Source organism: Halorubrum trapanicum (genome assembly GCF_017873555.1).
GTDB classification, from domain to species: domain Archaea; phylum Halobacteriota; class Halobacteria; order Halobacteriales; family Haloferacaceae; genus Halorubrum; species Halorubrum trapanicum.
In genome coordinates this window covers 119,547-132,145 of record NZ_JAGGKE010000009.1, presented here as the reverse complement: position 1 = coordinate 132,145, position 12,599 = coordinate 119,547, and the positions used below count along the sequence as shown (strand labels likewise).

Genomic DNA, 12,599 nt, shown 5'->3' with positions numbered 1-12,599 from the left:
CGCGCGCGTCCCCCCCCAGAGGCACCCCCCCCCCCCCCACCCGCCCCCCCCCAGCCTCCCCCCCCCCGCCGGCCGGGCCTGATACACCGCCCCCGCGACTCCCTCGCGCGTGCTCCTCGCGGCCGCCTTCAGCGGCCACTCGGAGGCACGCGCCACCGCAATTCCGTTTATAAATAGATCGTCGCTATCGGCCGCTCTCGACGGCGACGCGCATGTCCTTCGCTAAGCGCTCGGCGCGGTCGGCGTCGGCGGACTCGGCGTAGATCCGGATCTTCGGCTCGGTGCCGGACGGGCGGACGAGCACCCACGCGTCGCCGTAGTCGAGCCGGTAGCCGTCGGTCGTGTTCGGCTCCGCGTCGGCCGTCTCGACGTAGGCGCGGGCGGCCGAGAGCAGCTCGTCGCGCTCGTCGTCGTCCGCGTACTCGACGTTCTCCCGCACGAAGTGGTAGTCGGCGTACGGCGCGACGACCTCGCTGACGGGCGCGCCGTCCGCGGCCGCGAGCAGTTCGAGGAACCGCGCGCCGATGTACGCCCCGTCCCGCGAGAGCCGGTAGGGCGGGAAGAACACGCCCCCGTTCCCCTCGCCGGCGACGGGGACGTTCGTCCCCTCCTCGTGGAGTTCGCGCGTCCGGGTGATGATGTTCGTGGCGCCGATGGGCGTCAGTTCGAGGTCGGCGTCGTTGTCGGCGCAGACGTCGACGAGCCGCTGGGAGACGTTGACCGCGCTGACGACCGCGTCGCCCGGTTCGAGGCAGGCGTCCGCCATCGCCGCGAAGGAGGTGTCGCCGTCGACGAACGTCCCGTTCTCGTCGACGAAGACGGCGCGGTCCGCGTCGCCGTCGTGCGCGATCCCCACGTCGGCGTCCGAGGTCGCGACCACCCGCGAGAGCGCTCCGAGGTTCTCTCCGACCGGCTCGGAGTCGCGGCCGGGGAAGTGGCCGTCCGGCGTCGCGTTCACCGTCAGCACCTCGCAGCCGAGTTCGCGGTAGATCCGAGGGGACGCGACGGATGCCGCGCCGTGACCGGGGTCGACCGCGACCGTGAGGTCGGCGTCGGCGATCGCCTCGCAGTCGACCGCGGCGACCAGCTGGTCGACGTACTCGTCGACGACGCCCTCTATCGGCGTCGTCTCGCCGGCCGTCCGCCAGTCGGCGTGGTCGTACTCGTCGTCGAGGACGCGCCGCTCGATCCGCTCTAACACGTCGACGGACAGCTCCACGCCGTCGTCGCCGACGAGCTTGATCCCGTTGAACTCCGGCGGGTTGTGCGAGGCGGTGACGAGGACGGCCGGGACCTCCGCCGACTCGCAGTAGTTGCCGACCGCGGGCGTGGGGACGACGCCGAGGCGGTCGACGTCGCAGCCGACCGCGGCGAGACCGCTCGCGGCCGCGTTCGCGAACAGCTCCCCGGTCGTTCGCGTGTCGCGCGCGACGGCGACGCGGTCGGCGTCCCAGACCGTCCCCGCTGCCTTCGCGATGTCGAGGACGAGCGCGGGCGTGAGGTACCGCAGCGCGACCCCGCGGATGCCGCTCGATCCGAACAGCTCCATGCGGGGCCATCCGACGGCCGACGGGAAAGCGGTTCCGAACCGCTCTGCCGGCGACGTGTCGGTGGGACGACACCCCGAGCCGATCCCGCGCCGACGCGTGCGGTTCATGCCGCTGGCGCCCCTCGATGTCGGCATGGACCACACGCGACGCGACGCGCTCGTCGGGAGCGCGCTCGCCCTCTCGGTCGCGACGGCGGGCTGTCTCGACTTCGCCGCGGGCGACGGGCCGCAGGGACCCGAGGGAACGCCGGCGACGCTGACCTGCGAGGACGACGCGTTCGTCCGCCTCGGCCAGCCGTTCGAGGCGTCGATCGCTCGTACGCTCGTCGAAACCGACGAGACCGCGCTGGAGCTTTCCTCCGAGGGGACCACCGAGACCTACGGCCAGTCGCTCCGGCTCGTCCTCCGGAACACGGGCGACGCCCCCGCGCCCACGCGCGGCGAACTCGCCTACTCGCTCCAGCGCGAGACGGGCGAGGGGTGGCTCGACGTCCGCGGATCGACGACCGGTGAGGCGGTCGAACTCCCCCGGAGCGAGGGATCGATCGACACGAGTTCGGCGTACTCCTGGGACCTCACGCTGACGGAGTCCGGCATCGCCGACGCGGTCGACGACCTCGAGTTGGCGGTCTGTCCCCCGCTGGGACCGGGAACCTATCGGTTCGTCTACTGGGGCCTCGTCGGCGCGCCGCCGATCGGCGCGGAGTTCGAACTGGTCGGGTGAGGCGGGTTCGGGCCGGTCGTCCGAGGAGGATTCAGAACGGCTGCCAGTCGGAGGGTTGCCCGACGCGGCCGCGGACGCGGAACTCCCGCGCGTCGTCGTCGACGCGGGTCTCGACGACGGTCTCGAACGGTTCGTGGAGGGTGTGTACGACCTGTTCGTCGTGGGCGGTCGAGCCGAGGACGCCGACGAACGGCCATCCCTCACCGGAGGTCTGGGAGGTCATCACCCGGGTGAACTGGTAGATGCGCTCAGGGTCCCAGTACATCAGCAGCTGCGACAGCGAGTAGAGACCGACCGCGCGCTCGCGGCCGGCGGAGGACTCGACGACGTCGGTGAACTTGATCCCGATGTCGGTGAGGTTGCCGGCGCTGGCGACGTACTTCGTCGTCGGCGTGTCCTCGCGCTTGTCGCCCTGCTCGTGGGTGACGCAGTCGATGACGACCACGTCGTCGCCGCTTTTCCCCGTCAGCTCCTCGTAGTCGCCGCGGACCTTCTCCGCGGTCCGGCCCGTCGAGATCACGACCGGGCCGTCGGACCACGCCGCGAGCAGCCGGTTGAACAGGTCGTACTTCCCGCTCATCGGGGGACCGCTGATGAGGACGCTGTCGGCACCGCGGACAGCGTCGGGAAGCACAGTCATTTGGTGAACGTGAGAGAGTGTCGGGTAAAACCCTTCCGAGGGGTCACTTTCGGAGCATGGAGGGGAGGTCGAGCGAGGACGGCGGTCCCTCCCGCGGCCGGTCGGTGAGTGTCAGTTCGCGTATCGCACCGGGGAGCGCGGCGGGCACCGCCGACTCGCGCGGCGTCCCGGCACCGTCGACGAGCGACGACCACACTTCCTCGTCGTCGGGGTCGTCCCGCTCCGCCTTCGCCTCCAGCGCCTTCGTCCGCCCCTCGTCGTACGCCAGCTCCACGATGCTCCGGTCGTAGCTCCCCGAGAACGCATCTAGCACCCGCTCCAGCTCGTCGGGATGAGGGGTACCCACCCCGGCCGCCACGCCCAGCGCGAAGGCGCGCTCGACGGCCTCCTCCCGCGAGAGGTCGTCCCACTCCGTGCCGAACGTGCGGTCGTACATCAGTGGGTCACCGTCGCCGCCGAGCCGACTCGCAGTCCGCCGTCGGTGAACTTCACGTCCTGGATGTCGGTGTCGACGTTCGTCCCCCGCATCTTCAGCACCTGGACGCCGCGGCGCATCCCCTCGTCCTCGAGGTAGTTGTGCATGAAGACGACGCCGTGCGCGAGGTAGTGCTCCTCCGAGTAGGCGCTCGGATCGGTCATCTCGGATATCAGGAGCGTCGTGGCGTCGGTCCGCTTCAGCGAGGAGAGCAGCTGGATCATCGTGTCCTCGTCGTCGTCGAGGAGGAACCGCAACAGCATGGTGGAGTCGAAGACGACGCGGTCGATGTCGCGGGAGTTGATGAACCCCGTGAGACGGTTGGTAACTCCGGACCGGTCGCGGCGGTCACCGGGAAGCCCGAAGAACCGTCGACCGTCCGACGAGAAGGAGTCGAGGAAGGTGACCCGGTCGGAGTCGAGCGCGCGGTCGAACCCGAAGTCGTAGCCGCTCATGTCCTCGCGGATCCCCTCCTTGGTCTCGTGCATGCTGATGTACAGCACGTCCTCGCCGTTTCGGGCGCCCTGGGCCGCGAACTGCGAACAGAAGGTCGTTTTGCCGCTCCCGGGCGGACCGCTGACCACGTACAGGCGGTCCTCGGGGAAGCCGCCGTCGACGAGATCGTCGAACCCCGGGACGCCACTTGAGACGCGCATACGTACGCAACCCGTTGGGCGGCTGATAAGCGTTGGCACCCGGTTCTCACGGGTGAGAACCGATCGATCGGCGACGATCGCCGTCGATTCCGTACTGTCCCCCGGCGTCCGGCGACCTCGCGTCCCGCTTACGCTTCCGCGGCCTCGACGTCGTCGAGGTCGGCGGCGAGGTCGTCGTCGACGTCCGGCGAGACCCACACGACGAACCGGTCGTCGGACTTGACGATACCGCGGACGCCCTCGTCCTCGACGGTGGTGCTCTGGTCGACGTCCTCGGGCGAGACGTCGCGGACCTGGAACACCTCGTCGACCATCCAGCCGACCGTGCCGCCCTCGTCGATCTCGGCGTCGTCGAACACGACGATCCGCTCGCGCGGGCCGTCCTCGCCGATGTCGAACAGCGTCTTCGGGTCGACGATCGTCGTCGTCCGGCCGCGGAGGTCCATCACGCCCTCGACGTGATCCGGCGAGTTGGGGATCCGCGTCAGCTCGCCCGCGTCGACGATCTCGTCGATGACCCCGATGTCCAGACAGTACGTCCCGTCGCCAAGCCCGAACTCCAACACCTTGGTCGGTTCGGCGTCCGCCTCTGTGGCTGCCATGCTCGCACCTGCGGTCAACCGACAAATAATCGTGTCCCCTGAATTATCAGGGGTGATTACTGGGTCCGTGGATTTATGCTGATTCTGGGTCCGGTTTGGAACATGAGCAGGACGACGGATCGGCGCGGCGGTCGGGACGGGTCGCCGCGAGTGGTGGTCGTCGACGACTCCCCGTTCATGCGGGGCCTGATAAGCGACCTCTTAAGCGACGCGGGGGTCGCGGTCGTCGGCGAGGCGGGGGACGGGGAAGAGGCGCTCTCGGTGGTCGCCGAGACGCGTCCCGATGTCGTGACGATGGACGTCGAGATGCCCGGGATGGGCGGACTCGAAGCCGTCGAACGGCTGATGGAGGAGACGCCGACGCCGGTGTTGATGCTGTCGGCGCACACCGACGAGGGCGCGGAGGTCACCTTCGAGGCGCTCGACCGCGGCGCGGTCGACTTCTTCGCGAAGCCCGGCGGTGAGGTGTCGACCGGCGTCTCGCGGGAGTCCGACCGGCTCGTCGAGGCGGTGCGCTCGGTCGCGGGCGCCGACCTCGACGCCGCCACGCGCGAGCGAGACGACCCCAGTTCCGCGGCGTCGCGCTCGGCCGGCTCCGGGTCCGACGCGGACGCGGTCGACGTCGACGAGCCGCTGACCGTGGTGATCGCGGCCTCGACCGGCGGTCCGAACGCGGTCGAGCGCGTGCTGGCGGCGCTGCCGATGGCGGACTGTCGCGTGGTGATAGTCCAGCACATGCCGGAGGCGTTCACCTCGCGGTTCGCGGACCGGCTCGACGCCGCCTCCGCGTACGACGTGCGCGAGGCCAGCGACGGCGCGCGGATCGGAGCCGGCGAGGCGCTGGTCGCCCGCGGCGGCAGCCACACCCTCATCGACAGCTACCGCTCGGGGCGGCTCCGGGTCACGCTCGACGAGGACGACGACTCGCACACGGTCACCCCCGCGGCCGACGTGACGATGCGCTCCGCGGCCGAGGCGATCGACGATCCGCTCGTCGGCGTCGTGCTGACCGGGATGGGATCCGACGCCGCCGAGGGGATCCGCGCGATGGCCGACGCCGGGGCGCGCACGCTGGCGCAGAGCGAGGGCACCTGCGTCATCTACGGGATGCCGAAGCGCGCGGTCGAGACGGGCGGGGTCGACGCGGTGTACGACCTCGACGACGTCGCCGGCGCGATAGTCGGGGGTGAGGCCTGATGGACTCCCACCGCGCCGCGTTCGTCGCCGAGGCCGAAGACGGGATCACCGACCTCAACAACGCCTTACTCGCCCTCGAGGCCGACCCCGAGGACGCCGAGGCGATGGACGACGTGTTCCGCGTCGCCCACACCCTGAAGGGGAACGCCGCGGCGATGGGGTACGAGGACGTCTCCGACTTCGGGCACGCCCTCGAAGACCTGCTGGACGCGGTCCGGCAGGGCGACCGCGAGGTGAACCCCGAGCTGATGGACCTCCTCTTCGAGGGGGTCGACACGGTCGAGGCGATGGTCGACGAAATCGCCGAGACCGGCGACGTGTCGACGGACCCCTCCGATCTCGAGTCGCGCCTGCGCGAGATGGAGGAACACGGCACCGTCGGCGGCGCGGACGGAAGCGGCGACGCCGGAGGCGACGACGACGAACCCGACGCCGAGGCGGAGGCGTCCGATCAAGCGGCCGCCGAGAGCGGCGAGGCCGACAGCGAGGTCGACGACGCCGACGACATCGACGCCGGGGAAGACGAAGACGACGACTTGGACGAGGACGCCTCGGACGGGGGCACGCCGGACGTCTCGGTGCCGGAACCGCCCGCGGGCGCGGCCGACCTCCCCGACCCGGTCGCGTACGCGGACGTGACGGTCGGCGACGCGCAGATGCCGGGCGTCGACGCGGCGCTCGTCCTCCAGGCGATCGACGAGCAGTTCGACGGGCACGCGACGGATCCCGCCCCCGAGGCGCTGGAGGACGGCGAGTACGACGAGCGGTTCGACGCCTTCGTCGGCGGCGCCGACCCCGAGGTCGTCGCGGAGGGACTCCGCGCGCTCACCCAGGTCGAGTCGGTGACCGCGGTCGCGGTCGAGGGGTCGATCGACGGCGACGCGGAGGCGGCACCGAGCGACGGAGAATCGGAACCGACCGACGCCGAACCCGGCGCTGACTCTGCGGGCGCGGAGCGGCCCGCCGAAGGGCGTGCGGACGAGGAGACCGGCCGAGAGACCGAGCGGACCGACGACGGGGGCGACGACGCCGAATCGGCGTCGGACGATTCCGGACCGAACGCCGACTCCAAGTCCGGCGACGAGATCAAGTCGATCCGCGTCGACGTCGACCAGGTCGACGAGCTGTACGGCCTCGTCGAGCAGCTGGTGACGAGCCGGATCAAGCTCCGGCGAGAGCTGGAGGCCGCCGACGCCGAGTCGGACACGCTGGACGAGCTGGACAAGCTGGCTTCCAGCCTGCAGGACACGGCCATGGACATGCGGCTCATCCCGTTCTCGCAGGTGTCCGACTCGTTCCCGCGGCTCGTGCGCGACATCTCGCGGGACCTCGACAAGCGGATCGACTTCGAGATCGAGGGCGACGACGTGGAGCTGGACCGCACCATCCTCACGGAGATGCGCGACCCGCTCGTACACGTCCTGCGGAACGCGGTCGACCACGGGATCGAACCCCCGGAGGAGCGGGAGGCGGCCGGGAAGGACCCGACCGGACACGTGGAGCTTACCGCCGAGCGCGAGCGCGACCACGTGATCATCGAGGTCTCGGACGACGGCGGGGGACTCGACCCCGACCAGCTCCGCGACAAGGCGGTCGAAGAGGGGGTCAAGAGCCGCGAGGCGGTCGAGGCGATGGAGGACGACGAGGTGTACGACCTCGTGTTCCACCCCGGCTTCTCCACCGCGGAGGAGGTCACCGACGTCTCCGGCCGCGGCGTCGGGATGGACGTGGTCCGGACGACCGCGCGCGACCTCGACGGCTCCGTCTCCGTCGAGAGCGACCCCGGCGAGGGGACCACGGTCCGGTTCCGGCTCCCGGTCACCGTCGCCATCGTGAAGGTGATGTTCGTCGACGTCGGCGGCACGGAGTACGGCATCCCGATCAAGTCGATCGCGGAGGTCGCCCGCGCCGACGACGTGGAGGAGGTCCACGGCGACGAGGTCGTTAGACACGAGGACGACCTCTACCCGGTCGTCCGGCTGAACGAGCGCCTCGGCGAGATAGACCCCTCGGCGGCCGAGGCGTCCGCGGCCGAGGCGGCCGCCGACGAGACCCCCGCCGCCGACGGCGGCGTCGCGGTCGACGAGGAGAGCGATCCCGGCGGACCTGGACTCGACGGCGAGGGGGCCGCGAACGAGACGGACCGGGGAATGCTCGTCCGGATCCGCGAGGAGACGCGGCAGGTCGCGCTCCACTGCGACGCGGTGCTGGACCAGGAGGAAGTGGTCGTCAAACCGCTCGACGGCCCGCTTTCGGGGACGCCCGGCCTCAGCGGCACGGCCGTCCTCGGGGACGGGGACGTCGTGGCCGTGCTCGACGTGGTGAGCCTATGAGCGAGTCGGCAGACGACGGCGAAACGGCGTTCGAAGGCGTCCTCCGACAGATCGACGACACGGTCCCGTTCGAGCCGGGGTACTACAACGAGTCGTACCTCGACCGCCGGATCACGGCGCGGATGCGCCGGCGAGACACGGAGTCGCACGCCGAGTACGAGCGCATCCTCCGCGATGACGCCGACGAGCGTCAGGCGCTGATGGACGCGCTCACGATCAACGTGACAGAGTTCTTCCGCAACCCGGAGATGTGGGACGTGCTCCGCGACGTGTTGCGCGAGCGGACCGCGGACCAGCGGCGCGTCAGGGTGTGGTCGGCGCCGTCGGCGGACGGCCGCGAGCCGTACTCCGTCGCGATGCTGGCCTGCGACGACCCCGAGATAGACGAGTCGCGCGTCGAGGTGCTCGGCTCCGACATCAGCGAGGAGGCGCTCGACAACGCCCGCGATGGCGTCTACCACACGACGCGGACGACGGACATCGCCGAGGAGCTGGAACCGCTCTCGGACCCCGACCGCTACGTCGATCGCGACGGGGACACGTTCCGCGTCCGGGAGGCCCCGCGCCGGCTCGTGGAGTTCGAGACGCACGACCTGATACGCGACGGCGCCCGCGACCCCTTCGACGTGGTGTTGTGCCGGAACCTGCTGATCTACATCGACGTCGACCACAAGGCGGCCTTATTCGACACGATGGAGGCGTCGCTCGCCGCCGACGGCGTCCTCGTGTTGGGGATGACCGAGAGCGTCCCGCCGAACCGGAGCGACCGCTACGAACCGATCGACAAGCGACGGCGGGTGTTCGGGAGGCGCTGATGTCGCTGTACCAGCACGCCCGGGACGGGAACACGGAGCGCCTCCGGGACGCGCTCGGCAGCGACAGCGCGGCCGTTCGCCGCCGCGCCGCGGAGTTCCTCGGCGACATCGGCGAGGAAGGCGATCAGCCGACGATCGACGGGTTGCTCCGCGCCGCGACGACGGACGACGACCCCGAGGTCCGCGGGGCCGCGGTCGACGCGCTCGACGAGATCGGCGAGGCCGCGCTCGAGCAGCTCCTCGAGCAGCTGACCGGCGGCGGCGGCGACTCCGAGGCCGAGTGGGTCACCGCGCGCAAATTCGCGCGCGCGCTCGAAGCCGACCGGCCGGAGCTCCGGATGGCGGCGGCGAACGCGCTCGGGCGGCTCGACGACGCGAGCGGGCTTCAGCCGCTGGTCGGCGCGCTCGACGACGGGGACGCCCGCGTCCGGCTCCGGGCGGCGCAGGCCTGCGGGACCTTCGCCGACGCGCGGGCGGTCCCCGGCCTGCGCGAGCGGCTCGCGGACGACGACCCGCGCGTGCGCCGCGCCGCCGCGAACGCGCTGGGAGCGATCGGGACCGACGAGGCGTTGTCGCCGCTGCTGGACCTGCTCGACGACGGCGACGAGTCGATCCGGCGGATCGCGGCCGGCGCGCTCGGAAAGGCGAGCAACCCGGAGCCGGTCGAGCCGCTCGCGCGCGCGCTCGGCGACGAGAGCGCGGTGGTGCGCAACGCGGCGGTGTACTCCGTCATCGAACTGCTCTCGAACGTGCCCACCCAGCAGAGCCACGCGGTCCGCGACCAGGTCGTCTCGGAGCTGAAGGCGGCCGACGACGCGACGGTCGTCGAGCCGCTCGTCGAGATCCTCACCGACGGCCAGCAGTCCCGCCAGCGTCGGAACGCGGCGTGGATCCTCGGCCGGGTGGCGGACCCGGACGCGTCGCTGGCGGTGGAGGCCCTCGCGGACGCGCTCGCGGACGACGACCCGCAGACCGCGCAGTTCGCGGCCACGAGCTTAAAGAGCCTCGGCGGCCCGGTCGTCGAGGACCGACTGCTCGACAAGCTGGGGCCCGAGAACCCGGAGGACGCCCGCGCGAAGGCGGTGTTCGTCCTCGGACAGATCGGCGGACAGGAGACGCTCAACCGCCTCGAAGAGTACGCCGACGACGACAGTCAGGCCGTCAGAAAGCGCGTGTTCTCGGCCGTCTCGAAGCTGCGCGCGGGGGGTCCGTAAATGGCGCAACAAGGAGACGAGTACAAGATCACCGACACCCAAGCGAAGTTCGCGGTCGCGGTCCGCGAGGGGCGGAAGGTGAGCGACGTCTCGTGGACGCCCGGGCGCGTCCTCCTCTCGAACCGTCGGCTGATCTTAGCCGGCAACGACGGGAAGCGAACGATCCCGCTGTCGAAGCTGGAGCGGCTCGGCGGCCGGCACGACGCGAACCAGACGGTCGCGCGCGTCTCGAACTACGTGAGCTTCGACCTTGGCGAGCAGGTGATGCTCGTCGCCGCCTCCGACCACGAGTCGTTCGAGCGCGACGTCTACCGCGCGCTGCTCGACCAGAAGACCGTGATGGTGAAACACCCCGCCATCGAGGGCGGCGTCGTTCAGGACACCGAGTGGGAGCAGGCCCGCGTGAAGATAGACGAGAACGGACTCAACGCCGCCTTGGAGCGCGGCGCGTTCGTGAAGTTCGACCTCGACGACATCAGCGGACTCGACGCGGCGAAGCGCACCGTCAACGGCGACAAGAAACCCGTGATCGAGGTGTCACACACGGACGACGAGGGGACGAGCATCGAGACGCACGTCGCGGGCGACCCGAACCGGATGCGGTTCGTGGAGTCGTGGCTGCGCAAGGGCGAGGAGCGCTCGTCGACGAACGTCGACCTCTCCAGCCGCGACCGCGAGGTGCTGATGGCGCTGTACTCCGGCGTCTCGCCGTTCGAGATCCCCTCGTTCCTGGGGATGGACGTCGACGACGTCGAGGAGACGTTCGAGCGGCTCGTCGAGCTCGAGGTGGTCGAGGAGGTCCGGATCCGCCGGGAGGTCGCGCTCAACTCCCGCGGCCGCAACATCGCCAGCGAGGCGATGAACGACCAGTAGCGGGCGTCTCTTCGCTCTCGCCGTGTCGTCCGCGGCCGCCGCGTCGAATCACGCTTAAGTCGGTGCCGCGCGGAGTGCGTCCATGAGCTACGAGGCGGTTCTCTTCGACCTCGACAACACGCTGTACCCGTACGCCCCGTGTAACGAGGCGGGCAAGCGGGCCGCGCTCGACGCCCTCCGCGAGCGCGGGTACGAACTGGACCGCGAGGCGTTCGACGACCTGTACGCGACGGGCCGCCGCGAGGCCAAACGCGAGACGCGCACCACCGCCGCGTCCCACGACCGACACGTCTACTTCAAGCGCGGACTGTACCGGTACGCGGGCGAGCCGGACGTCGCGGGCGCGCTGGCGGCCGGCGACGCCTACTGGGACGGCTACGTCGGAGCGATGTCGCTCTGTGACGGCGTCGAGGCGGTCCTCGACGCCCTCTCGGCGGCGGGGACCGACGTCGCGGTCGTGACGAACCTCACGACGCGGGTCCAGCTGCGCAAGCTCGCGCACCTCGGGATCGACGACCGGATCGACCTGCTCGTCACCTCCGAGGAGGTGGGCCGCGAGAAGCCCAGCGCGCTCCCGTTCACGACCGCGCTGTCGACGCTCGATCGACGGCCGAGCGAGGCGCTGGCGGTCGGCGACAACGTCGACGCCGACGTCGCGGGCGCGAACGCGCTCGGCATCGACACCGCGCTGTTCGTCGCCGACGGCGACGCGCCGGCCGACGCGGAGCTCTCCGAAGCTCAGCGCCCGGACCACCGGCTCGACGCCGTCGCCGACCTGACGGAGGTGGCGGCGTGACCCGGGAGGACGCCGCGGCCGACTCGGACGCGGACGCAAACCCCGACCTCCTGCGCGAGGCTCGCGAGGCGGTCGTCGAGTACGCGCCGGCGCTGGCGGACCTGACGCCCGGGCGGACCGGGAACCTGAGCGTCCGCGACGGCGACGCGGTCGCGGTCACGCCCACCGGCGTCCCCTACGACTCCTTCGACGCGGCGGACGTGCCCGTGGTGTCGCTGGCGGGCGAGCGGCTGGCCGGGCGGATGGCGCCGTCGAGCGAGGTGCCGATGCACACGGGCATCTACAAGCACGACCGGCCGGGCGCGATCGTCCACACCCACTCGCCGTGGGCGACGACGATGGCGACGCTCCACCGGAAACTCCCGCCGATCCACTACATGATCGCCGCCGTGGGACGGGAGGTCCCGCTGGCCGACTACGCACCGTACGGCACCGAGGAGCTGGCCGCGAACGTCGTCGCCGCGATGGCCGAGACCGGCTCCGACGCCGCGATCCTCGCGAACCACGGGCTGGTGGTGACCGGGCCGGACGTCGAGACGGCCGTCGAGAACACCCACCACGTCGAGGACATCTGCCGGCTCTACCTGCGCGCGTCCGCCGTCGGCGAGCCGCACGTCCTCACCGACGAGCAGATGGCGACCGTCGAGGAGCGGTTCGAGAGCTACGGCCAGCAGCCGGACGAGGCGGAGTAGGGCGGTCCGACGCGCGGAGCGGAGCCGGCCGCT

13 protein-coding genes are annotated in these 12,599 nt (G+C 71.1%); 8 read left to right on the top strand and 5 right to left on the bottom strand.

Going from position 1 to position 12,599, the window contains the following annotated elements; genetic code table 11:
- Positions 1–184: 184 nt before the first annotated feature.
- Positions 185–1,549 carry a phosphoglucosamine mutase gene (glmM, locus tag J2744_RS11190; protein ID WP_210113440.1) on the bottom strand — a complete coding sequence of 455 codons (1,365 nt, stop codon included), beginning with the start codon at positions 1,547–1,549 and terminating at the stop codon, positions 185–187.
- Positions 1,550–1,682: 133 nt separating this feature from the next.
- On the opposite strand from glmM, the gene J2744_RS11185 reads away from it, so the two are divergent.
- Entirely contained in the window at positions 1,683–2,273 is a 591-nt protein-coding gene (locus J2744_RS11185) for a hypothetical protein (RefSeq protein ID WP_210113443.1), read from the top strand.
- 31 nt (positions 2,274–2,304) lie between these two features.
- On the opposite strand, the gene J2744_RS11180 is transcribed toward J2744_RS11185, so the two are convergent.
- The 4 genes from J2744_RS11180 to J2744_RS11165 form a co-directional block, all read right to left on the bottom strand.
- Complete coding sequence (locus tag J2744_RS11180; protein WP_210113439.1) at positions 2,305–2,913, bottom strand: DUF7504 family protein; 609 nt, start codon at positions 2,911–2,913, stop codon at positions 2,305–2,307.
- 43 nt (positions 2,914–2,956) lie between these two features.
- Positions 2,957–3,349 (bottom strand): hypothetical protein, encoded by a 393-nt coding sequence (locus J2744_RS11175; protein WP_210113438.1) that lies wholly within the window; start codon positions 3,347–3,349, stop codon positions 2,957–2,959.
- Positions 3,349–4,044 carry an RAD55 family ATPase gene (locus J2744_RS11170; protein ID WP_210113437.1) on the bottom strand — a complete coding sequence of 232 codons (696 nt, stop codon included), beginning with the start codon at positions 4,042–4,044 and terminating at the stop codon, positions 3,349–3,351. The genes J2744_RS11175 and J2744_RS11170 overlap by 1 nt, the downstream gene beginning before the upstream one ends.
- A gap of 128 nt (positions 4,045–4,172) precedes the next feature.
- Entirely contained in the window at positions 4,173–4,646 is a 474-nt protein-coding gene (locus tag J2744_RS11165; RefSeq protein WP_210113436.1) for a chemotaxis protein CheW, read from the bottom strand.
- A 102-nt stretch (positions 4,647–4,748) separates the two neighbouring features.
- Between J2744_RS11165 and cheB the strand changes: the two genes are divergently transcribed.
- The 7 genes from cheB (at position 4,749) to J2744_RS11130 (ending at position 12,566) form a co-directional block, all read left to right on the top strand.
- On the top strand, positions 4,749–5,843 hold the full coding sequence (cheB, locus tag J2744_RS11160) for a chemotaxis-specific protein-glutamate methyltransferase CheB (RefSeq protein WP_210113435.1): 1,095 nt from the start codon (positions 4,749–4,751) through the stop codon (positions 5,841–5,843).
- Positions 5,843–8,176, top strand: coding sequence for a chemotaxis protein CheA (locus J2744_RS11155; protein ID WP_210113434.1), 2,334 nt, complete (start codon positions 5,843–5,845; stop codon positions 8,174–8,176). Before cheB ends, J2744_RS11155 begins: the two co-directional genes overlap by 1 nt.
- A complete protein-coding gene (locus J2744_RS11150) occupies positions 8,173–8,991 on the top strand; it encodes a CheR family methyltransferase (RefSeq protein ID WP_210113433.1) in 819 nt (272 codons plus the stop codon). The genes J2744_RS11155 and J2744_RS11150 overlap by 4 nt, the downstream gene beginning before the upstream one ends.
- Entirely contained in the window at positions 8,991–10,205 is a 1,215-nt protein-coding gene (locus J2744_RS11145) for a HEAT repeat domain-containing protein (RefSeq protein ID WP_210113432.1), read from the top strand. The genes J2744_RS11150 and J2744_RS11145 overlap by 1 nt, the downstream gene beginning before the upstream one ends.
- The gene (locus J2744_RS11140) at positions 10,206–11,078 is read left to right on the top strand and encodes a CheF family chemotaxis protein (RefSeq protein WP_210113431.1); all 873 of its coding nucleotides are present in this window, start codon (positions 10,206–10,208) and stop codon (positions 11,076–11,078) included. It begins immediately after the preceding gene.
- A gap of 82 nt (positions 11,079–11,160) precedes the next feature.
- Positions 11,161–11,874, top strand: coding sequence for an HAD family hydrolase (locus tag J2744_RS11135; protein WP_210113430.1), 714 nt, complete (start codon positions 11,161–11,163; stop codon positions 11,872–11,874).
- The gene (locus J2744_RS11130; RefSeq protein WP_210113429.1) at positions 11,871–12,566 is read left to right on the top strand and encodes a class II aldolase/adducin family protein; all 696 of its coding nucleotides are present in this window, start codon (positions 11,871–11,873) and stop codon (positions 12,564–12,566) included. Before J2744_RS11135 ends, J2744_RS11130 begins: the two co-directional genes overlap by 4 nt.
- Positions 12,567–12,599: the final 33 nt, after the last annotated feature.

Excerpts from the sequence above, each read along its gene's own strand:
- glmM (WP_210113440.1), bottom strand. The coding sequence starts at position 1,549 with ATGGAGCTGTTCGGATCGAGCGGCATCCGCGGGGTCGCGCTGCGGTAC.
- J2744_RS11185 (WP_210113443.1), top strand. The coding sequence starts at position 1,683 with ATGGACCACACGCGACGCGACGCGCTCGTCGGGAGCGCGCTCGCCCTC.
- J2744_RS11180 (WP_210113439.1), bottom strand. The coding sequence starts at position 2,913 with ATGACTGTGCTTCCCGACGCTGTCCGCGGTGCCGACAGCGTCCTCATC.
- J2744_RS11175 (WP_210113438.1), bottom strand. The coding sequence starts at position 3,349 with ATGTACGACCGCACGTTCGGCACGGAGTGGGACGACCTCTCGCGGGAG.
- J2744_RS11170 (WP_210113437.1), bottom strand. The coding sequence starts at position 4,044 with ATGCGCGTCTCAAGTGGCGTCCCGGGGTTCGACGATCTCGTCGACGGC.
- J2744_RS11165 (WP_210113436.1), bottom strand. The coding sequence starts at position 4,646 with ATGGCAGCCACAGAGGCGGACGCCGAACCGACCAAGGTGTTGGAGTTC.
- cheB (WP_210113435.1), top strand. The coding sequence starts at position 4,749 with ATGAGCAGGACGACGGATCGGCGCGGCGGTCGGGACGGGTCGCCGCGA.
- J2744_RS11155 (WP_210113434.1), top strand. The coding sequence starts at position 5,843 with ATGGACTCCCACCGCGCCGCGTTCGTCGCCGAGGCCGAAGACGGGATC.
- J2744_RS11150 (WP_210113433.1), top strand. The coding sequence starts at position 8,173 with ATGAGCGAGTCGGCAGACGACGGCGAAACGGCGTTCGAAGGCGTCCTC.
- J2744_RS11145 (WP_210113432.1), top strand. The coding sequence starts at position 8,991 with ATGTCGCTGTACCAGCACGCCCGGGACGGGAACACGGAGCGCCTCCGG.
- J2744_RS11140 (WP_210113431.1), top strand. The coding sequence starts at position 10,206 with ATGGCGCAACAAGGAGACGAGTACAAGATCACCGACACCCAAGCGAAG.
- J2744_RS11135 (WP_210113430.1), top strand. The coding sequence starts at position 11,161 with ATGAGCTACGAGGCGGTTCTCTTCGACCTCGACAACACGCTGTACCCG.